Origin of the sequence: Caulobacter sp. SL161 (assembly GCF_026672375.1) — a bacterium.
Lineage (GTDB): Bacteria > Pseudomonadota > Alphaproteobacteria > Caulobacterales > Caulobacteraceae > Caulobacter.
Genome location: NZ_JAPPRA010000001.1, coordinates 2,486,456 through 2,506,441, shown reverse-complemented (window position 1 = coordinate 2,506,441; position 19,986 = coordinate 2,486,456). Strand labels below are relative to the sequence as shown.

The following is a 19,986-nucleotide window of genomic DNA, read 5'->3' as shown; positions in this document are numbered from 1 at the left end:
CGTCAGAAATGGACGTGGGGCCGCAGAGCTACGGGGGTAGGGCGCATGCCGGGCTACAATCACTACGCCGACTGCCTTTGCGGCTGGTGCGTGAACTACGGCCGTCGCCGCCAAGCGCCCAGGCTCAACCACGACGTGGCCTACGCGCGCGCGGCCTTGGAGCGCTATGGGGTCAAAACAGACAACTTCGCGTCCTGCTTTGTCCGGCCAAACGCCTCATGCCCGGTCTGCGGGGCGAAGGTCTTCTTCTACGCCAACGAACGGGGCTCGCGCGTCTATTTCGATCACCTTGGACGGCCTTGGCCCAAGCACGGCTGCACCGATGGGCGTAAAGGGTTCGGCTATTGGCCGCCCCGAGGCGAACACCCGCCGATGTCGCGACGTTCGAAGGGCGAGATCGACGACATCATCGACAACTTGGCTAAGGTAGGCGACGAGGATGTTCGCTCGCGGACGCAGGCGCGCTTCAATGCGGCTCCGCAAACCGTGCTCGTCGTCGAAGACAGTGTGCGCTCAGGCTTTCAGTCCTGGGTTATCGCGCGGGAGCTCGTGGGGGCTACGGGCGATCGATTCGGCTTCGGCTTCGATGCTGCGAAGTTCGAGCCGATGGCGGGCGACCTCTTCGCCTATGACGGCGAGCGGATCTCGTTCTTTTCAGACAGCGGCAAGCCGTCAAAGCCCTACCGCGCCAGCGTTCAAGACGCCTCCGCCATAGAGGCGGAGATTGCGCGGAGGCGGCGCGAGGGCGGCCAGCGAACCTGATTCAGGTCGCGCGGACCCGCCTATTTCCCGCACTCAACAACAAATGTTCTGATGCATAAGTTTGCACAGAGCGATTTGCGCTCCAGCCTAAATCACTGAAAAATATGGAATAAATTGGAATTCTGGCGGACAGGGTGGGATTCGAACCCACGGTAGGCTTCCACCTACGGCGGTTTTCAAGACCGCTGCCTTAAACCACTCGGCCACCTGTCCGGAGCAGGCGGCTATATCAGCGCTGCAGCGCCTTAACCAGACTTCAAAACAAACCGATCAAGATGAGGGCTCGGAAGGGTGCGGCCCGTCGGACGATGATCGGATGAACCAGCGTATCGAACAGGCTTGGCGGATCGCGCGGAACCTTGGCCTGATGGCCTTGGCGGCCGCCAGTCTGGCGGCCTGCGCCACGCCGAAATACGAGTTTGGCCGCACCGTGGCGACCAGCACGGGCAGCGCGCCGCGTCCAGGCTCGATGATCGGTCGCGACGGCAAGCCGCTGCGCGGGACTGAAAAGCCCTATCAGATCAAAGGGATCTGGTACTATCCGCACGAAGATAGAAACTACAATGTCGTCGGGATCGGTTCCTGGTACGGCGAGCAGTTTCACAATCGCAAGACGTCGAACGGCGAGATCTTCGATATGAATCTGCCGTCGGCGGCCCACAAGACGCTGCCGCTGCCGAGCCTTGTGGAGGTCACCAACCTCGACAACGGCCGCAAGATGATCCTTCGCGTGAACGACCGTGGTCCTTTCGTGGGTGACCGGATTATCGATCTGTCCAAGGCCGCGGCCGATGAATTGGGCTATCGCCGTCAAGGCGTCGCTCGGGTTCGCGTCAAGTATGTCGGTCCCGCGCCGCGCCGCGCTCTGGAAGCCCCGCGCCAGTACGCGCAAGCCGCGCCGCCGCCGCCGCCGCCGCCACGTCCCAGGACCGCACCGCGCAGCTTTGAGGACATTCAGGAGCCGCCGCAGCGCGTCCAGGTCTTGCCGCCCCGACGCGAGGCGACCTGGAGCCCCGCGCCGATCCAGCAGGCTGCGCCCCCCATCAATCCCCCGGACCCGGTGTTTACGAGCAGCCGGTCAGCGTATCGTGTCCAGGCTGGGTCGTTCTCCACCCGGGAGAACGCCGAGAAGGCGGTCAGGCAGCTCACCAGCGCCGGCCGGGCGTCCATCGAGGCTGTCGAGCGGGCCACCGGAACGCTCTATCGCGTGACGGTCGCCGCCGGCGACGAAGAGAGCGCGGCCTGGACACTGAGGGAGCGCGTAGAGGCGCTTGGCTATTCCGGCGCCACCATTCTGCGCCCCTAGACAAGCTTCTCAAACCGGTCGAATGGAGACCGGTGACCCAGGGTTTCTTCATCAGTTTCGAAGGCGGGGAGGGCGCTGGGAAGTCCACCCAGATCCGCCGCCTCGCCGACCGCCTGAAGGCGGCCGGCCACGACGTGATCGTCACGCGCGAGCCGGGCGGCAGTCCCGGCGCCGAGGCGATCCGCGATCTGCTGGTCAACGGCGCCGCCGATCGCTGGTCGCCGGTCACCGAGAGCCTTCTGATGTACGCGGCGCGCCGCGATCACATCGAGCGCGTGATCCGACCGGCTCTGGCGCGAGGCGCGGTCCTGCTCTGCGATCGCTACGCGGACTCGACGCGAGCCTATCAGGGCGCGGGCGGCGACGCGCCGGCCAGCCTGATCACCGCTCTGGAAGAGCACGTGCTGAGCGGCACAATCCCGGTGCTGACCTTGATCCTCGATCTACCGGCGGAGGTTGGCCTCCAGCGCGCCGAGGCGCGCGGCGGGGCGGCGCGCTTTGAGTCGAAGGGTCTGGCGTTCCACGAACGGCTTCGCGCCGGCTATCTGGAGATCGCGCGCCGGGAGCCCGATCGCTGCGTCGTGATCGACGCCGACGCCGAGCTCGACGCGGTCACGGCGGCGATCTCGGACGTGGTCGCGCAACGACTGGGGCTATGATGCCGACCCCGGCCCATCCGCGTGACGTCTACGGGTTGGACGGTCAGTCCGCCGCCGAGGCCGCCTTCATCGATGCGCTGGAGCGCGGACGGCTGCATCACGCCTGGTTGCTCACCGGTCCCGAGGGCGTGGGAAAGGCCACCCTGGCCTACAGGATGGCCCGTCGCCTGCTGGGCGCGCGGCCCGATCCCTCCCAAGGCCTCTTGGGCGCAGCGCCCTCAGACGTGGTCAGCCGTCAGGTCGCCGCGCGCTCGCATCCGGACCTGATGGTGCTGGAACGCCTGACCGATGACGGCAAGGCCCGGAAATCCATTCCGGTCGATGAAGCCCGCAAGCTGCCGGAATTCTTCGCCAATTCGCCCGCTGTCTCACCCTATCGCGTGGCGATCATCGACGCCGCCGACGACCTCAACGTCAACGCCGCCAATGCGGTGCTGAAGACGCTGGAAGAACCGCCGGCGCGCGGCGTGATCCTGCTGATCAGCCATGCGCCGGGCAAGTTGCTGCCGACCATCCGTTCACGCTGCCGGCGCTTGGCGATCCCCGCGCCCGGCGTGGCCGCGGCGGCCGAGATGGTCGAGCGGATGGCGGACGTTCCACATCGCGACGCCGAACGGCTGGCGCGCATGGCGCACGGCGCACCGGGCCGCGCCCTGCAGCTGGCGGCCGCCGGCGCCATCGCGATCGACGACGCCGCCAACGAGATTCTCCGTAGCCTGCCCAAGATCGACGAGGGCGCGCTGCTGGCGATGGCCGACACCTTCCGGGGCGCCGACGGCGCGGCGCGGTTCGAGCTCCTGATGGATCGCCTGGCCGATCAGGTACGGATCTTCGCCACCCAGGTCGCGGCCGACGGCAAGAATTCCCTGGGTCTCGACCGCTGGGCCGCCGCCTGGGAAAGGCTCTCCAGCTGGCCGGCCGAGGCCGAGGCGGTCAACCTCGACCGGGCTGATGTGTTCTGGAGTGTGATCTCGGACTTGCGCGCGGCGGCCAAGACGGCGATGTGAGCCGCATGCTCATCGATAGTCACGTAAACCTCCACGCGCCTCAGTTCGCCGAGGACAAGGACGCCGTCATCGCCCGCGCTCGTGAGGCCGGAATCGCGATGATGGTAACGATCTGCGACAAGGTCTCATCCTTCGAGGCCGTCCACGCCATCGCCATGGCCGAGCCCGACATCTGGTGCACGGTCGGCACGCACCCCCACGAGGCCAAGGAGAACCCCGGCCTGACCGCCGAAGCCCTGGTCGAGCTGGCCCAGCGCCCCCGCGTGGTCGGGATCGGCGAGTGCGGGCTGGACTTCCACTACGACCTGTCGCCCCGCGAGGTGCAGGCCGAGGTCTTCCGCCAGCATTGCGTCGCGGCGCGTGAGAGCGGGCTGCCGCTGGTCGTCCATACGCGCGAAGCCGATGCGGTGATGGGCGAGATCCTGGAGGCCGAGCACGCCGCCGGACCGTTCAAGATCCTGATGCACTGCTATACCAGCGGCGCCGAACTGGCCGCGCGGGCCGCCGCCCTGGGCGCCTGGTTCTCGGTCTCGGGCATCGCCACCTTCAAGGCGGCCGAAGAGGTGAGGGCGGTGATCCGCGACATGCCCGCCGACCGCATCATCGTCGAGACCGACTGCCCGTATCTGGCCCCCGTACCCATGCGGGGGCGTCGCAATGAGCCGGCTTTCCTGCCGCATATCTACGACAAGCTCGCCGAGATCCGGGGCTGGAGCCGCGCCGACACCGAGCAGCGGACCGAGGATGCGTTCTTCGCGCTGTTCGACCGGATCCCGCGTCCATGAGCGGCGCGCTCGAGTTCACGATCCTGGGCTCCGGTTCCTCGGGCGGCGTGCCGCGCGCGGACGGCAACTGGGGTGACTGTGATCCGAGCGATCCGCGAAATCACCGTTCGCGCTGCTCGCTGCTGGTGCGTCGTCCGTCGCCAGCGGGCGCGCTGCACGAGACAACAGTGATCATCGATACGTCGCCGGACCTGCGCCTGCAGACCTCCGCGGCGGGCGTGCGCCGCATGGACGCGGCGCTGTTCACCCATGATCACGCCGATCAGGCCCATGGCATCGACGACCTGCGCCCGTTCTTCCTGAACCAGCGCGCGCGCATTCCGGCTTACATGGATCAGGCCACGCATGACGGCCTGACCCGACGCTTCGCCTATATCTTCATCAGCCAGGGCGGCTATCCCGCGATCTGCGAACCCCGGCTGATACCGCCGCTAGGCGTTGATTTCGCGATCGAGGGCCCCAGCGGCGACATCGCCGTGCAGACTTTCGACGTCGATCATGGCGAGGTCCGCGCGGTCGGCTACCGCATTGGCGGGGTGGCCTACACACCGGACGCGCGCGCTATCCCGGAGGAGAGCTGGCCGGCGCTGCAGGATCTGGATGTCTGGATCGTCGACGCTCTGCGCTGGACGCCGCATCCGACGCACGCGCATGTCGATCTGGCGCTGGAATGGATCGCGCGCGCCAAGCCGCGCCGGGCCATCCTGACCAACCTCCACATCGACCTGGACTACCAGGCCCTGTCGGCGCGTTTGCCGCCCCAGGTCGAGCCGGCCTTCGACGGAATGCGCTTCAGTATCTAGGCCGCGCGCCAGGCGGTGGCCTACGAAATCCGGACTGGAGACAATCAGCGCTTTTGCACATAGCGTGCGGTGCGATTACGCTGGGGCCAGATCCGGCCGCCGCTGTCTATGGCGCAGCATCTGTCCTGCGAAGGGAGCCTCGAGACCGAGCGAGCGCCCCAGTTCGACTGAATCTTGGCCGTACGTAACAGCGTTGAAATAAGCGCGCCCAACAACATCGTCATACGGACGCGGTAGAGTCATTTTCCCGAGTCTCATTCGCCCAACAATCATGGCCGAAACCGTCACCATCTCGCGCGAAGTGTTCCAACGTCTGCGTGCGCGCCTGCCGGCGGTCACGCGTGAGCACCTGTTCGACTGCTACGCGATCAGCGAGACGACCTGGACCAAGCTTCGTGACGGAAAGCCTGTGAAGCGCTCGACGCTTGACCGGGTTCTAGCTAGGCTGGCCGCACTTGACGCGCGTGTGGCGGCGTGAAGCGCTCTGTATAGGGCGACGAGACGCGCGGCATCAGCGTCCACGCTTTTCTCTCGAAGCCTTGAGTGCTCGCAGGTGATTGCACGACTTTGAGTGCTTATCGGGCGAGCCCTATGTTGCGCCGCTTTACTTTCGGATACCCGCATTCTCTTCGGTGACTGGCCCTCCTCGACAGGAAAGGCTGTCTCTTGCACCACATTGGCCAAGGTTCAGCGCCGACCTGCCGATCGCGGGCGCGGCTCAGGCGGATTGAGCTTTTATCCGTCAAATGGCGTCAGGCCGCGTCCTCGTCTCGGATCGAGACAGGAACGAGCCTGACGCGTTGGGCCACGCGCTAGCAGGAAACGCCCGTGGAACCCAATCTGCGAACTCCGCTGCTGCACGCGACGCAGTCCGTGCGGGGCCTTTGCGCTGTTCAGGCGTCGCTGCTCACTGAAACAGGCTCAGCCGGCGCTTCGCCGCCCATCCGCCTCGCGGCGAAGCCAAAGCAAACTACGGACGCGACCATCGTGATTGAAGCGCCCGCGCAGGCGAGGTTGAGGCTCTGAACGGGTCCAAGGCTGGCGCGAAGAAGATCGCTGGTGACCCCCACGGCCAGCGGGCCGAGCCCCAGGCCGATGAGGCTCGTCAAGAAGAACAGGATCGCCGACGCCGTCGCGCGGACACGGGGACTCGCCAGCACCTGCACCGAGGCGAAGGTCGGGCCATAAGCCATGGCGTGCAGGAAAACGCCCACGGCGAGCGCGGCGAGGGCGAGCGGAAAGTTGGGCGCGAAGGGCGTAAAGCCCAGGAACGGCGTCGATGCGAGCAGGACCACCATCGGCTGCTTGGCGTAGCCCGACACACCCTGGCGGGCGGCGCGGTCCGCCAGCTTGCCGCCGATCAAGGTTCCGGCGCCGGCGCTGACGCCGATCGCCAGGCCCAGCGCCAGACCCGCCAGGCCCGCCGGCCCCAGACCCATGTCCTCGCCAAGCTGCGTAAGCACCGGACCGTGGTTGCGCAGGAAAACCGAACCGAAGAACGCCGACTGGCCATAGTACGAGAAGGAGGTCAGGGCGGCGGCCAGCGCGATGAGCCAGAAGGCCGGCTTTTGCTTCAGCTCAGCCAGAGCGGCCGCCAGGGACGTCGTTTGGCCAGACGCGCGCTCGGGCTTGGGGCGCTGTCGGCGAGGCTCACGAAGGGTGAGGCTGGCGATGACCGCGACGCCGATGCCGGGCAGACCCGCGATGATGAAAGCCGCTCGCCAACCCATCGCGTCGACGAGCAGACCACCGACCGCCAAGCCCAGCAACGAACCCAGCGGTATGCCCAGCGAATAGAAGGCCAAGGCCGAAGCGAGCTTGGCGCGTGGGGTGAACTCGGTGATCAGCGAGTGCGCTGCGGGCGTGCAACCGGCTTCGCCAATCCCGACGCCAATGCGCGCCAGGATGAGTTGGGGGAAGGTTCGGGCCAGACCGCAAACTGCTGTGAACGCGCTCCAGACCGCCAGCGAGATGGCGATCAGGCGGACGCGGTCCCCTCGGTCCGCGAAGCGCGCCATCGGCAAGCCGACGGCGGAGTAGAATAGCGCAAAGGCGAGACCGCTCACCGCACCGATCTGCCAATCGGCCAGGTTCAACTCCGCCTTCATGGGTTCGGCCAGGATGGTGATGATCTGGCGGTCAAGCATGTTGAGCGCATAGATCAGCATGAGCAGACCGAGCGCGTAGCGCCGGTAGCGGTCCGACCACGCCACGGGCGGCGGCTCAAGTTCGGTGAGGTTCTGGTCTGGCATGTCCCGCTCGCGGATCGTCTAGCGATCGAACGCTAGGCGGCGTCGCGGATCAGCGCGCGGCGCGCCCCCTCTGGGATGCATTATCGCCTATGTGATCTTCCGTGCTGCGAGCCCTTTTCGCCTTGAGCACGCGGCGACGCCGGCAACGACTGCTCAAGTTGCTTACGGAGACGCCGCGCCATGGACATCAACACTTCCGCCGGGCCGATCGGAGAAGCGCGCCGAGCAGAGGCTATCGTCGTTGGCGCGGGATTCGGGGGGATGTACGCCATCCATCGGCTGCGCCAGGAAGGTCTCTCGGTGCTGGGCCTGGAAGCGGGCGGCGATGTCGGCGGCACCTGGTACTGGAACCGCTATCCGGGCGCGCGCTGCGACGTCACCAGCATCGACTACAGCTACGCCTTCTCCCAGGCGATCGAGCAGGAATGGACCTGGAGCGAGGTGTTCGCGGCGGGCTCGGAGATCCTGGCCTACGCCAACTTCGTCGCCGACAGGCTGGACCTGCGCTCGGCCTATCAGTTCAACACCCGCGTTCAGACAATCGCCTTCGACGACGCCCGCCATGTGTGGACCCTGACCACCGAGCAGGGCCAGCGGTTCGAGGCGGACTATCTGGTCATGGCCACAGGGCCTCTGTCGCTGCCTAAGCCTGTCGACATCCCGGGCGCCGACCGTTTCAAGGGCGAGCTCTATCGCTCGGGCAAGTGGCCCCACCACGATGTGGACTTCCGGGGCAAGCGGGTCGGAGTCGTGGGCACGGGCTCGTCCGGCATCCAGATCGTCCCCGTGGTCGCCGAGACCTGCCAGTCGCTGACGGTGTTCCAGCGCACGCCCAGCTTCACCCTGCCGATGCGCAACAAGAAGATCGCGCAGGACTATGCCGAGCAACTGAAGGCCAACATGGCGGGGCTGCGGGCGGTGGCGCGGACCACCTTCACCGGCGGGGTCCGCCCGCTATCGACCCGCCCGCTGTTCAGCATTCCCGTCGAGGAGCGCAACGCGCTGATGGAGGAGGCCTGGGACAGGGGCGCGCTCCATTTCCTGGGCCTCTTCTCGGACCTGCTCACCAACGCCGCCGCCAACGAGATCGTCGCCGACTTCGTGCGCGACAAGATCAGCCAGACGGTCAACGATCCGGCTACGGCTGAGAAGCTCAAGCCTCGCGGCTATCCGATCTACGCTCGACGTCCGTGCCTCGACACCCACTACTACGAGACGTTCAACCTGCCGCATGTCTCGCTGGTCGACTGCTTCGAAGCGCCGATCACCGAGTTCACCGAGACCGGTCTCCGCACGTCCCAACGCGAGATCGCGCTGGACGTCATCATCATGGCCACCGGCTATGACGCCCTGACCGGGCCGATGCTGGCCATCGACATCACGGGGCGCGACGGTCTGAGGCTCAGCGAGGCCTGGCGCGATGGGCCAAGGTCGTACCTGGCCCTGCTGATGCACGGTTTCCCGAACCTGTTCATCATCGGCGGTCCGAACGGACCCTCGATCCTGGCCAACTATATCCGGCTGGACGAGATGAACGTCGACTGGGTGGTGGACTGCATCCTGCACATGCGTCGCGAGGGCCTGGCGACCGTCGAGGCCACGGCTGAGGCCCAGACGCGGTGGAGCCAGACCGTGGGCGAGATCGCCGACCGCACCCTCTATGTGAAGGCCGATACCTGGTACACCGGGACCAATATCGAGGGGAAGCCGCGCGGCTTCTTCGTCTTTGCCGGCGGCCTCAATCGCTATGCCGAGATCTGCGCCGGCGTGGCGGCGGCGGGCTATGAGGGCTGCCGCTTCACGCCGCGCTAAGCCTAAGACAAACGGGGCGCGGCGATGCTCGCGCCCCGTCCGGACCTCAGTCGCGTTCGCCGAGGAACGCGTAGAGCGGATCGTGGGGGAAACGGCCACCGACCGGCGTGCGGGCCCCGAAGCGTTCAGGATGGACGCCGGGCGTCGGGGCGGACTTCTCGATCCAGTCGAAGATCACCCGGCGGGCGGCGATGCGCCATTCGCCGTTCCGCTTTTCGAACCGGTCCAGATAGCGGCCGCACATGTGCAGAACGACTAGGGAGCCGTCGTCGTCCGGTTGCCGGTGCAGGGCGGTGAAGACGGATTCGACTGCAGCGGCGGTCTCGCCTTCGAAGGCGATCATCACGTTGTGCACCTGGTGCACGCCACGCTCGATATGCGGCAGGATCTTCAGGGCCCAGTCGACGAACTCCGACGCCGTGCCGGTGAAGGAGCCGTGCTGGTCAGGCCCCTCCGGCCAGGCGACTGAGCGCAGGGCTGTCTCGTCCATCCGGTCGATACCGCGGCAATAGCGGTACAGGCACTGACGGATCTGCTCGCTGTCCCATAGCTGCTGGAGATTGGGTTGGTCTGCCATGACAAGGCCTCGAGGAATAAACGGGGGTTACGGGATGTCGCTGGCGTCGCCGGCGTCGCCGAAGGCGGTCCAGCCGCCGTCGACGGTCAGGGTGGCGCCGGCCACGTAGCTGGCGGCGGGGGAGGCCAGGAACGCGATGGTCCGGGCGACTTCCATGGGATCGCCCAGCCGGCCGATCGGCGTGCGGCGCCGGATCTTGTCGAACTGCGCCCGTCCCGCTGACTTGAGCGCAAGAACGGCGGGGGTTTCGATGTAGCCGGGCGCGACCGTGTTCACGCGGATGCCGGCGAAGGCCCATTCGCAGGCCAGGCTGCGGCTCATCATCGTCACGGCCGCCTTGGCCGCGCAGTAGGCGTTGCGCTGGGGCAGGGCGCCCAGGCCCGCTATGGAGCCGAGATTGACGATGACGCCGCCCTGGCTCATCAGGCGCGCGGCGGACTTGGCGGTGGCCAGCGGGCCGCTGAAGTTGATGTCGTAGACGCTGGTGAAGTCCTGGGCGGTCTGCTCCAGCGTGGGCTTGAAGACGTCGGCGGCGCCGGCGTTGTTGACCAGCACATCCAGCCGTCCCCAGCGCGCCCGGGCTTCAGCGAAGGCCGCCTCGACCGCAGCCACGTCGGTGATGTCGGCCTGAACGACGATGTGCTCGTCGCCCAGGGCCTCGACGAGCGCCTTGGCGCCCTCCGGATCGCGCTCGATCACCAGCAGGCGGTCGCCCGCGGCGTGAAACAGATCGACGACACAGCGACCGATCCCCCGGCCGCCGCCGGTGATCGCGCTGACGCGGGGCGAGGGGGCTTGGGGGATTGGCGCGGGCATCATCGAGGCCGGTCCCGAACCGCCATAGACCGTGTAACCGCCGTCCACGACCAGGGTCGCGCCCACCACATAGCTGGCGGCGTCGCTGGCCAGGAAAAACGCGCCTTCGGCCATTTCCTCGGGCTCGCCCATCCGCCCGAGCGGAATGCGGGAGAGCACAATCGAGGGATCCAGAAGACCCGCGTCGATCTGGTCCTGGACCATCTGGGTGCGGGTGTAGCCGGGCAGGACGGCGTTGACGCGAACGCCCTTCGCCGCCCACTCGCAGGCCAGGGTGCGGGTCAGCGAGATCACCGCCGCCTTGCTGGCGCTGTAGCTGGTGCGCTTGGCCAGGGCGACCAGCCCCGCGCCTGAGGCCAGGTTGATGATCGCGCCGTGGCCTTGCTCGATCATCAGGCGGCCGGCCTCCCGCGCGGCCAGGAAGGCGCCCGTGACGTTGATCGCCTGCAGCCGGGCCACCTCTTCGGCGGTCTGGTCCAGGGTGGCGGTCGGCTGGGGGTCAGTGACGCCGGCGTTGTTGACCAGTACGTCGAGCCGGCCGAACTCGCGACGCACCTGCTCGAACCCTTCCCGGATCTGGACCTCCGAGGAGACGTCCATCGCGATCGCTTGGTGATCGCGCCCTAGGCTGGCGGCGCGTTCGCGCGCGCGCTCGACGTTTCGGTCCGCGACCAGCACTCTATCGCCCGCGCGGGCGAAGCGCTGGCAAGCCGCCCAGCCGATGCCATCCGCGCCGCCGGTCACCAGAACCACGCGCGACTGCGCCTTGGAGGTCATTCCGTACTCTGTCTCGTGTGGGCGTCGCGGATGACGGCCTTCGAGAAAAACCTAGCAGCGCCCTTCCGCGCGCCGCGCTGCGGTCCGGGTGTTCGCTCAATATCGCCTATGTGATGTGGCGCGCGCCGCCCGGCCGGATTCAGACCCCGCGCCGCGAGCGGCTACCAAGTTCACGAGACGGTCCGAGACCGACGACTGGGCAAGGAGCAAATGATGTCGTGCTTGAAGATTGAGGTCGAAGACTTCGTGGCGACGGTGACGCTGGCCAACCCGCCGGTGAACTCGGCGAGCGTCGACATGATGCTGGAGCTGACGGCGGCGTTCGACGCCTTCAACGAAAGCCCCGACGTCCGCGCGGTGCTGCTGACGGCCGAGGGCAAGACCTTCTGCGCCGGCGCCGATCTGAAGAACCGCCCGGGTCCCGACGCTCCGGCCGGGACGGCCTTCGCGCGCCAGCGCATGGCCCGTGAGATGAGCTGGTCGATGGTCGAGTGCAGCAAGCCGATCGTCGTGGCCGTCAACGGCGCGGCCCTGGGCGCGGGTCTGGGCATCGTGGCCAGCTGCGACATCATCGTGGCCTCGGAGCGGGCGGTGTTCGGTCTTCCCGAGATCGATGTGGGCCTGGCCGGCGGCGCCAAGCACGCCCTGCGCTTCATTCCCCATTCGCTGGCGCGCCGCATGGTGCTGACGGGATGGCGCGTTCCGGCCGAGGAGCTCTACCGCCGGGGCCTGATTGAAGCGGCGCTGCCGCACGAGGAGTTCCTGGACTACGCCCGCGGCATCGCCAAGGAGATCGCCAGCAAGAGCCCCGTCGCCGTCGCCGCGGCCAAGGACAGCCTGAACGTCATCGACAATCTGAGCCTGCGCGACGGTTACCGCTACGAGCAGGGCAACACCTACAAGCTGTCCAAGAGCGAAGACGCCAAGGAAGCGGTTCGAGCCTTCATCGAGAAGCGCCCGCCGGTCTTCCAGGGCCGTTGACCGAGTGCGGCGCTCAGCCCATTGGCTGGGCGCCGGCGCGCCGACCTTTCCGACAACAAGAAGCCAGCGTCACCGGGTGGCGCTGGCTCTTCTTTTTGAGATTTCGCCAGCCGTCAGGCTTTGGCGATGATCCGGCGCAGCAGCGGGGCGGCGACGCCGGCCGTGTTGCGTACCTTGGTCCAGCGCTCGAGGCTGGCGAGCGGATCGCAGGCCCCTGTCCTGGCCATGTAAAGCGGTCCGCCGCGCCATTTCGGAAAGCCCAAGGTCTTGGTCCAGATGGCGTCGATAAGGCTGGGCGACAGGTCCGGGTGCGCTTCGAGTACGTGCGCCGTGCCGTTAATCGCTGCCGTCAGGCAACGCTCGACCACCACCTCGTCGTCGACCGGGGCGCGCGCACATCGCTGAAAGGTGGCCGAGGCCTGCAGTAGACGATCGACTTCCGGTTCGAAGGTGTAGCGACCATCGCTGCCATGGCGGTACCAGCCTGGCGCATCGGAGCCGCCGATCCGGCCTTCGTCGGCCATCAGGTCGAGGGTCGGCGAATAGGTGATCCAATCCTCGCCATTGGCCAGGCCCGACTGACGGCGGAACACCGCTTCGAGCCCCTCGCGGTCCGAGCGCAGGAATGGCGCGACGCGGAAGCCGAACTTCTGCAGCTCGCGATCGATCTGGCCGGGTGTTGCGCCCTCGTCGAGCAGATGGATGGCCTCGCGCAGCAGAGGCCAGGCCAGCTCATGCGCGAGTTCGGCGGGAACGGTGGCCCGGGCCAGGGCGGCCTGGCCGCGCTCGGCATAGGTCAAGGCCTGGGCCTCGGGTGACGCCGCAAAGGTTTCGTCCAGACGGTCGATCTCGGCGCGCGCGCGGCGGGCTGGCGTCTGCCAGGCGAGCTCCATGGCGCGCAGCAGCGTCATCGGCGCGGTCTGCTGCGGCGCCTCGCGGCGCACCTTGGCCCTGAGGCCATAGATCTTGGCGGCGATCACCTCGGGCTCGGCGGTCAGCGTAAGGCGAGGCTCGCCTTTCAGGCTTGCGGCCAGCTTTTCGGCGACCTGATTGAGATCTCGGGAGGCGACAAGGTCCACCAGACCATGCTCGACGGCGGCCTTGCTGTCCCAGACCGCGCCGAAGGCGGCCAGATCGGCGGCGCGTTCGATTTCGATCAGTCGCGCCAAGCGGATCAGGGTATCGGCCGAGGGAAGATGACCCTCGCTCCGGGCGAGGTTCGAGAATGTGGCGTTGGGCAGCGCCACCCGAGCGGCGCAGGACAGAGCCAGCTCCAGGCCCGAACCCGTAACCGGACCGGACAGTGCGGCCACGATCGGTTTGCTGGAGCTGGCGATCGCCGCATAGACCACGGATCGGACGTCGTCGGGTGCGGTCCGAGCGGCCAGAACATCGTTGAACAGGCGACGGCCGGACAGCACGATGGCGCAGACTGCCGGGTCTTCGCCCAAAGCGGCGACCGCTCGCATGAAGGCCTCGGCGTGCGCGGCGTCCCAACTGCACGGCGGCGGGCAGTCCAGCTTCCACTGAGCCACGCCACGGCGAAGCGTCATTCCGGCGCTGATGGACAGGCCAGCCAGCGTCCCTTGCGCAAACGGGCGGGTCGTTTCCGTTCCCATGTTTCCTCCAACCGGTCGCGTGCCGCATTCCGCTTTGAGCGGTTGTTTTCCGGTCTGGCGCATGCCGAAGCATTTGCCTGCAGCGACAACAGCACGCGCGCGCGAAGGGTTAAAGTCGCGCTTCGGTCGCTCCTGCGAGTATCGCGTATGTGAAAAGCGACGGCCCAGCGACACCGCCACCGGGCGACGCGTGATCCGTCCCTATGGTCCGGGTTCAAAGACCACCGGATACAGGAAAAGCCATGCTCGGCCTGATGCAGGATACGCCGCTGACGTTGTCCTCGCTCCTTGATCACGCCGCACGTTTCCATGGCGAGGTCGAGATCGTCTCCAAGGACCCCGGCGGGACGACCCGCACCAACTACGCCGGCGTCGCGCGCCGCGCCCGCCAGCTGGCGGCCGCCCTGCGCGGACGCGGCCTTGTGGAAGGCGACCGCGTCGCCAGCCTGGCCCTCAACAGCGCCCGACACCTGGAACTGTACTACGGCGCCACCGGGGCGGGAGGAATCCTGAACACCGTCAATCCGCGTCTCTTTCCTGAGCAGATCGCCTTCATTCTGCGTCACGCCGAGAACCGTATCGTGTTCTTTGATCCGGCCTTCGGACCCCTGCTGGAGACCCTGGTCGACCAGGCGCCGCAGGTCGAAACCTATGTCTGCCTGTCCAGCGCGGGTGACATGCCCAGCCTGCGCCTGCCCAATCTGATCGCCTATGAAGACCTGCTCGCGCCCGAGGCCGAGGACGCGCCGTGGACCGTTGTTCCCGAGAACGCCGGCGCCATTCTCTGCTACACCTCGGGCACCACGGGCGATCCCAAGGGCGTGCTCTACAGCCACCGTTCGTTGGCCCTGCACGCCTTCGTGGCGACGGGCGCGGACGGCATGGCGATCTCTCGCCGCGACAGCATCCTGCTGGTGACGCCGTTGTTCCACGTCAACGCTTGGGGCATTCCCTTCAGCGCCGCCATGTGCGGGGCCAAGCTTGTCCTGCCCGGCGCCGCCGTCGACGGCGAGAACCTGTTCAACCTGATGCGAGCCGAGCGCTGCACTTTCAGCCTGGGCGTTCCGACGGTCTGGCTGGGCTTTCTCGACTATCTCGTCACCCATCGTGAGGAACTCGATCTTGCAGGGCTGGCGCTGGAGCGGATCCTGGTCGGCGGTTCCGCCGCGCCCCGCAGCATGATCGAGCGCTTCGACTACATGCTGGGCGTCTATGTCATCCATGCCTGGGGCATGACCGAGACGAGTCCGCTGGCCACGATCGGGACCCCTCTGCCCGAGCACGCCTTCCTCGATCGTCAGGCGCGATATGACGTGCAGGCTCTGCAGGGCCGGGCCATTTATGGCGTCGAGCTGCGGATCGTCGACGCCGACGGCGTGGTCGCGCCTCACGACGGCGTGGCCGTGGGCGACCTTCAGGTTCGAGGGCCCTGGGTCGTGAAGCGCTACTTCAAGGCCGATACGCCGGCCACCACCGAGGATGGTTGGTTCCCCACCGGCGACGTCGCCAAGATCCATCCCAACGGCTACCTGCAGCTGACGGACCGTTCGAAGGACATCATCAAGTCCGGTGGCGAATGGATTTCGTCGGTCGACCTTGAGAACGTCGCCATCGCGCATCCCGACATTCGCGAGGCTGCGGTCATCGGTGTGCCGCATCCCAAGTGGCAGGAGCGCCCGCTGCTGATCATCGTACCGGCTCCGGAGACGACGCCCGACAAGGACGACATTCTGAAGTTTCTGGCCTCGCGCGTGGCGCGCTGGCAGGTGCCCGACGACGTGGTGATCGTCGATAGTCTGCCGCATACGGCGACCGGCAAGCTGTTGAAGGCCAAGCTGCGCGAGACCTATCGCGACTACCTCGCCGAGCCGGCCTGAAGCCGGCCTCAGGCCTCGGGCGCTGAATAGTGCCTGAGACTTTCGGCGTAGTCGGCCACGCCCGCCTTCATGATCGCGACGATCTCGCTCTTATGGCGGGCGATACGGCTGTTGAGGCCGCCGACGCCGAGCGTCAGCTGCACACCGTGCGGGGCGGCGGGCAGGGGCATGGCGATACCGGCCGCGTTGGGGAACGGGAAGGCGGCCAGGAGGCTATAGCCTTCCCGGCGAACCCAGGTCAGTTGCTCCTGCAACTGGCCGATATCGATCCGATCGCTGGTCCCGCCAAGGTAGGCGTTGATGTGCCGGCACAGCTTGTCGACCGCCTTGCTCGGCATCTGGCTCATCAGGACGAGGCCTGCCGCCGAGTGCGGCAGCACCCGCATGCTGCCCTCGGTCATCGCGATCTTGTGCGGATGGCTGGGCTGCACGATACGCAGGTGCTGGATGAAGATGTCGTTTTGAGACGAGATCACCACCGTCTCATTGGTCTGCTCGAAGATGCTCTTGACCAGACGATCAAGATCGCCTGATCCGAACAGGTGGTGATTGACCCAGTCACCCAGGGCCGCCACGCGCGGCGTCGGGAAGTAGGTACGCGAGGCGCGGTCGTAGTTGAGGTAGCCCAGAACGACCATGCTCTTGAGCAGGGTGGTGGTGCTGGATTGGGGATAGCCGAGTTTCTCGAAAATGTAGGTCAGCCGCAGAGGCGCGCGCTGCTCCTGGAACAGCTCCAGAATCTCCAGGGTGCGCGCAGCGGATTTGATCGGGTCTCGGCGCATTTTCAGGTTCCAGCTGGTGGCGGTTCAGTCTGCCAGCGCAGCGCCTTAGAGCGTCGCGCTACCGCTGCGCCCAGCGTTTCAGCACATATGTGATGTTGTCCAGCCCCTGGACGCGGCAGGCCCGGTCGGCGTAAGGCGCGCAAAAGCCGCAAGCGCGTGGCCTCGATGAGTGATGGCGGCGGTTCATCTCAATTATCGCGTTTGCGATATTCAGACCCCTCTACCCCCCGGTCTGGCCAGATCTCATTCGCCCCGGCTCCCTAACAAAGACGCTCGAGCAGCGTTGCAACAATCACAGATGAGCCCGCGTCGCGCGGAAGCTTATTGGGGGAAACGAATGGTGATCTCGCAGACCTTACGCCGTGGGGCCTTGCTGGCCGGCGCCTCGACACTCTCCTTGGTCCTGGCCTTGCCCGCCGCAGCCCAGACCGCCCCCGCGCCGCAGGACGGCGTGACCATCGATGAACTGGTCGTCACCGCCCAGCGCCGCGAGGAAAAACTGCAGGACGTGCCGATCGCCGTCTCGGCCTTCTCCAACGACACGCTGAGCCGACAGAAAATCGACGGCGGTCCGAACCTGCAGCTGGCGATTCCGAACGTCACCTTCGCCAAGAGCTTCTACAGCGGCTACAACTTCCAGATCCGCGGCATCGGCACCAAGCAGACGGCCGTGACCGGCGACAGCTCCACGGGTGTCCACTTCAACGGCGCGCCTCTGACGTCCAACCGGCTGTTCGAAGCTGAGTTCTTCGACGTCGAGCGCGTCGAAGTCCTGCGGGGTCCGCAAGGCACGCTCTACGGACGCAACGCCACCGGCGGCGTGGTCAATGTCCTGAGCGCCAAGCCCACCGGCGAGTTCGAAGGTATGCTGCGCGCCGAGGTCAGCAACTATGACGGCCGCAAGCTGCGGGGGATGATCAATGTCCCGCTGGTCGCCGACAAGCTGGACCTGCGCCTGGCCGGCGCGACCTTGAACCGCGGGGGTTTCGTCGACAACCTGGGTACGGGCGACAAGGTCGATGACCGCGACCTCTATTCGTTCCGGGCCAGCCTGCGCTGGCGCCCGACCTCGACGATCGACGCCAACTTCGTCTGGCAGCACTTCAAGGAGCGTGACAGCCGCCTGCGCACCGGCAAGGGGCTGTGCACGCGCGACAACGGTCCAAGCTCTGTGGGCGGCACCGCCATCACCAACGCTACGGTTCGCGGCTTCCTGAGCGCGGGTTGCGCCGACGCTTCGGTGTACAACGCCGCCGCCTATGGCACGCCCAACTCACTGGCCACCCTGTACGGCATCATCGGCTTCGCGCGGGGCCTGACCAGCGGCGACGTCTATGGCGGAACCCAGCCAAAGGGCCTGGACGTCATCGACTCGGCGAAGAACCCCTACTATCGCGCCGAGGAAGACGTCTTCACGCTGAATGTGGCGTGGGACATCAATGACAAGCTGCAGCTCAACTCGCTGACGTCATATTACGACGGCGAGCTGGACGCGCGCCAGGAGATGAACCGCTTCCAGGCCTCGACGGTGTTCAACAGCACCACCCTGGCGCCGGGCGGTCTGGTGAATGATCCGCAGTTGGGCGCGTCCAACCGCATGTCGGTTTCGGACCGCATCACCACGCCGTCCCGCCAGTGGAGCCAGGAACTGCGCTTGCAGTCGAGCTTCGACGGTCCGTTCAACTTCAGCCTCGGCGGTCTGGCGCTGCGCTATGACGTGGTCCAGTCGTTCTACATCATGTCGAACGCCTTCACCTACGCGGCGATGGTGGCCAATGGCGGGGCGAACTGCGCCCCGGGCGGGAGCTGCGTCTATATCGATCCGAACCGTGTGCCGACCGGCCAGGGCCACGGCAACTATCTGAGCTTCCAGCCCTATCACCTGGATTCGAACGCCCTGTTCGGCGAGGTCTACTATGAGGCCACGCCGGAGCTGAAGTTCACGGTGGGCCTACGCTACACCGACGACAAGAAGACGCTCGACAACTTCCCAGTCAAACTGCTGACCCCGGGCAGCGGCCTGACGCCAGGAACGCCGCCTCAGCTGACCGCCGAGTTCAAGAAGTTCACCGGTCGCGCAGGCTTCGACTGGAAGCCGGACCTGGGCTTCACCGACGACACCTTGGTCTACGCGTTCTATTCGCGCGGCTATAAGGGCGGCGGTCCGAACAACATCGGTCAGGTCGCGACCCTGCGGCCGTTCTACGAGCCGGAATATGTCAACGCCTTCGAAGTGGGGACCAAGAACACCCTGCTGGGCGGCGCCCTGATCCTGAACGGCTCGGCGTTCTTCTACGATTACAAGGGCTACCAGATCTCGAAGTTCGTGAACCGGATCTCGGTGACCGAGAACATCGACGCCGAGATCAAGGGCATCGAGCTGGAAGCCGTGTGGGAACCGGTCAAGCGCTTCCGGATGAACGGCACGCTGGGTCTGCTGGACACCAAGATCAAGAACGGCGAGTCGATCGATCCGATGAACCGCACCGGCGGCAATGCGAACCTGACGCTCGTCAAGACCTCGGGCGCGGCGGGCTGCGTGGTGCCGACGGCCGCCCTGGCCAACCTGCTGGCGGTCATTCAGCAAGCGCCTGGCGCGGCCACGGTCGCCGGTGTCTCGGGCAACCCTGCGGCGCTGCTGGGCGCCTGCTCGGGAAGCTTCGCCACCTCGTTCGGCGTGACCCCGACGGACGGCGTGGCGGCCAAGCTGAAGGGCAACGAGCTGCCGGGTTCGCCGAACTGGACGGCCTCGATCGGCGCTCAGTACTCGTTCGACGTCCTGGACGGCTGGGAAGGCACGGTGCGCGGCGACTACTACCGCCAAGGCGACTCCTACGCCCGGGTCTTCAACAGCAAGGTGGACCAGCTCAAGGGCTGGGCGAACGCCAACCTGTCGTTCCGCCTGGTCAATGACGAGCGTGGCCTTGAGATCGAGGGCTACGTGAAGAACGTCTTCAACAAGCGTGCGATCACCGACGTGTTTCTGATGGACGAAGCGCTCGGCCAGGTCGCCAACGCGGTCTTCACCGAGCCGCGCATCATCGGCGTTTCGCTCCAAAAAACCTTCTAATCCTCCCGAAAAGGTCCTCGGATATCTGGCGGCGGTCGCAAGACCGCCGTCTTTTTTGTGCGCCCATCACGTCGGTGATGTTTCCGCTTCGCTGGGCGCAA

Annotated in this window: 16 protein-coding genes and 1 tRNA gene; 11 read left to right on the top strand and 6 right to left on the bottom strand. The window is 66.5% G+C overall.

Features of this window, described 5'->3' with window-relative positions; translation table 11 throughout:
* The first annotated feature begins 45 nt into the window (after positions 1–45).
* Entirely contained in the window at positions 46–762 is a 717-nt protein-coding gene (locus tag OVA11_RS12170) for a hypothetical protein (RefSeq protein WP_268067635.1), read from the top strand.
* Positions 763–885: 123 nt separating this feature from the next.
* On the opposite strand, the gene OVA11_RS12165 is transcribed toward OVA11_RS12170, so the two are convergent.
* Positions 886–975 (bottom strand) — tRNA-Ser (locus OVA11_RS12165).
* Positions 976–1,078: 103 nt separating this feature from the next.
* Between OVA11_RS12165 and OVA11_RS12160 the strand changes: the two genes are divergently transcribed.
* The 6 genes from OVA11_RS12160 (at position 1,079) to OVA11_RS12135 (ending at position 5,800) form a co-directional block, all read left to right on the top strand.
* A complete protein-coding gene (locus OVA11_RS12160) occupies positions 1,079–2,068 on the top strand; it encodes a septal ring lytic transglycosylase RlpA family protein (protein WP_268067634.1) in 990 nt (329 codons plus the stop codon).
* A 32-nt stretch (positions 2,069–2,100) separates the two neighbouring features.
* Positions 2,101–2,727, top strand: a complete 627-nt coding sequence (gene tmk, locus OVA11_RS12155) for a dTMP kinase (RefSeq protein ID WP_268067633.1) — start codon at positions 2,101–2,103, stop codon at positions 2,725–2,727.
* Positions 2,724–3,734, top strand: coding sequence for a DNA polymerase III subunit delta' (locus tag OVA11_RS12150; protein ID WP_268067632.1), 1,011 nt, complete (start codon positions 2,724–2,726; stop codon positions 3,732–3,734). The genes tmk and OVA11_RS12150 overlap by 4 nt, the downstream gene beginning before the upstream one ends.
* On the top strand, positions 3,731–4,519 hold the full coding sequence (locus tag OVA11_RS12145) for a TatD family hydrolase (RefSeq protein ID WP_268067631.1): 789 nt from the start codon (positions 3,731–3,733) through the stop codon (positions 4,517–4,519). Before OVA11_RS12150 ends, OVA11_RS12145 begins: the two co-directional genes overlap by 4 nt.
* Positions 4,516–5,322: an MBL fold metallo-hydrolase gene (locus OVA11_RS12140; protein WP_268067630.1), complete on the top strand. Its 807-nt coding sequence runs from the start codon at positions 4,516–4,518 to the stop codon at positions 5,320–5,322. Before OVA11_RS12145 ends, OVA11_RS12140 begins: the two co-directional genes overlap by 4 nt.
* Before the next feature lie 271 nt (positions 5,323–5,593).
* Positions 5,594–5,800, top strand: coding sequence for a hypothetical protein (locus OVA11_RS12135; protein WP_010919686.1), 207 nt, complete (start codon positions 5,594–5,596; stop codon positions 5,798–5,800).
* 415 nt (positions 5,801–6,215) lie between these two features.
* Here the strand turns inward: OVA11_RS12135 and OVA11_RS12130 are convergent, their stop codons facing one another.
* Positions 6,216–7,574 (bottom strand): spinster family MFS transporter, encoded by a 1,359-nt coding sequence (locus OVA11_RS12130; protein ID WP_268067629.1) that lies wholly within the window; start codon positions 7,572–7,574, stop codon positions 6,216–6,218.
* 180 nt (positions 7,575–7,754) lie between these two features.
* Here OVA11_RS12130 and OVA11_RS12125 point away from each other — a divergent pair, with 180 nt between their 5' ends.
* Positions 7,755–9,386 carry a flavin-containing monooxygenase gene (locus tag OVA11_RS12125; protein WP_268067628.1) on the top strand — a complete coding sequence of 544 codons (1,632 nt, stop codon included), beginning with the start codon at positions 7,755–7,757 and terminating at the stop codon, positions 9,384–9,386.
* 46 nt (positions 9,387–9,432) lie between these two features.
* On the opposite strand, the gene OVA11_RS12120 is transcribed toward OVA11_RS12125, so the two are convergent.
* On the bottom strand, positions 9,433–9,963 hold the full coding sequence (locus OVA11_RS12120; RefSeq protein ID WP_268067627.1) for a nuclear transport factor 2 family protein: 531 nt from the start codon (positions 9,961–9,963) through the stop codon (positions 9,433–9,435).
* Positions 9,964–9,990: 27 nt separating this feature from the next.
* Complete coding sequence (locus tag OVA11_RS12115; RefSeq protein ID WP_442780891.1) at positions 9,991–11,556, bottom strand: glucose 1-dehydrogenase; 1,566 nt, start codon at positions 11,554–11,556, stop codon at positions 9,991–9,993.
* Between the two features lie 210 nt (positions 11,557–11,766).
* Here OVA11_RS12115 and OVA11_RS12110 point away from each other — a divergent pair, with 210 nt between their 5' ends.
* A complete protein-coding gene (locus OVA11_RS12110) occupies positions 11,767–12,537 on the top strand; it encodes an enoyl-CoA hydratase/isomerase family protein (RefSeq protein ID WP_268067626.1) in 771 nt (256 codons plus the stop codon).
* A gap of 113 nt (positions 12,538–12,650) precedes the next feature.
* Here the strand turns inward: OVA11_RS12110 and OVA11_RS12105 are convergent, their stop codons facing one another.
* On the bottom strand, positions 12,651–14,156 hold the full coding sequence (locus OVA11_RS12105; RefSeq protein WP_268067625.1) for a 3-hydroxyacyl-CoA dehydrogenase family protein: 1,506 nt from the start codon (positions 14,154–14,156) through the stop codon (positions 12,651–12,653).
* A gap of 242 nt (positions 14,157–14,398) precedes the next feature.
* On the opposite strand from OVA11_RS12105, the gene OVA11_RS12100 reads away from it, so the two are divergent.
* A complete protein-coding gene (locus OVA11_RS12100; RefSeq protein ID WP_268067624.1) occupies positions 14,399–16,033 on the top strand; it encodes a long-chain fatty acid--CoA ligase in 1,635 nt (544 codons plus the stop codon).
* A gap of 8 nt (positions 16,034–16,041) precedes the next feature.
* Here the strand turns inward: OVA11_RS12100 and OVA11_RS12095 are convergent, their stop codons facing one another.
* Positions 16,042–16,815, bottom strand: coding sequence for an IclR family transcriptional regulator (locus OVA11_RS12095; RefSeq protein WP_268067623.1), 774 nt, complete (start codon positions 16,813–16,815; stop codon positions 16,042–16,044).
* Between the two features lie 169 nt (positions 16,816–16,984).
* Between OVA11_RS12095 and OVA11_RS12090 the strand changes: the two genes are divergently transcribed.
* Positions 16,985–19,885 carry a TonB-dependent receptor gene (locus tag OVA11_RS12090; protein WP_268067622.1) on the top strand — a complete coding sequence of 967 codons (2,901 nt, stop codon included), beginning with the start codon at positions 16,985–16,987 and terminating at the stop codon, positions 19,883–19,885.
* Positions 19,886–19,986 lie beyond the last annotated feature (101 nt).

Bases quoted from the DNA above. Each gene is read 5' to 3' on its own strand.
- OVA11_RS12170 (WP_268067635.1), top strand. From the start codon at position 46: ATGCCGGGCTACAATCACTACGCCGACTGCCTTTGCGGCTGGTGCGTG.
- OVA11_RS12160 (WP_268067634.1), top strand. From the start codon at position 1,079: ATGAACCAGCGTATCGAACAGGCTTGGCGGATCGCGCGGAACCTTGGC.
- OVA11_RS12150 (WP_268067632.1), top strand. From the start codon at position 2,724: ATGATGCCGACCCCGGCCCATCCGCGTGACGTCTACGGGTTGGACGGT.
- OVA11_RS12140 (WP_268067630.1), top strand. From the start codon at position 4,516: ATGAGCGGCGCGCTCGAGTTCACGATCCTGGGCTCCGGTTCCTCGGGC.
- OVA11_RS12135 (WP_010919686.1), top strand. From the start codon at position 5,594: ATGGCCGAAACCGTCACCATCTCGCGCGAAGTGTTCCAACGTCTGCGT.
- OVA11_RS12130 (WP_268067629.1), bottom strand. From the start codon at position 7,574: ATGCCAGACCAGAACCTCACCGAACTTGAGCCGCCGCCCGTGGCGTGG.
- OVA11_RS12125 (WP_268067628.1), top strand. From the start codon at position 7,755: ATGGACATCAACACTTCCGCCGGGCCGATCGGAGAAGCGCGCCGAGCA.
- OVA11_RS12120 (WP_268067627.1), bottom strand. From the start codon at position 9,963: ATGGCAGACCAACCCAATCTCCAGCAGCTATGGGACAGCGAGCAGATC.
- OVA11_RS12115 (WP_442780891.1), bottom strand. From the start codon at position 11,556: ATGACCTCCAAGGCGCAGTCGCGCGTGGTTCTGGTGACCGGCGGCGCG.
- OVA11_RS12110 (WP_268067626.1), top strand. From the start codon at position 11,767: ATGATGTCGTGCTTGAAGATTGAGGTCGAAGACTTCGTGGCGACGGTG.
- OVA11_RS12105 (WP_268067625.1), bottom strand. From the start codon at position 14,156: ATGGGAACGGAAACGACCCGCCCGTTTGCGCAAGGGACGCTGGCTGGC.
- OVA11_RS12100 (WP_268067624.1), top strand. From the start codon at position 14,399: ATGCTCGGCCTGATGCAGGATACGCCGCTGACGTTGTCCTCGCTCCTT.
- OVA11_RS12095 (WP_268067623.1), bottom strand. From the start codon at position 16,815: ATGCGCCGAGACCCGATCAAATCCGCTGCGCGCACCCTGGAGATTCTG.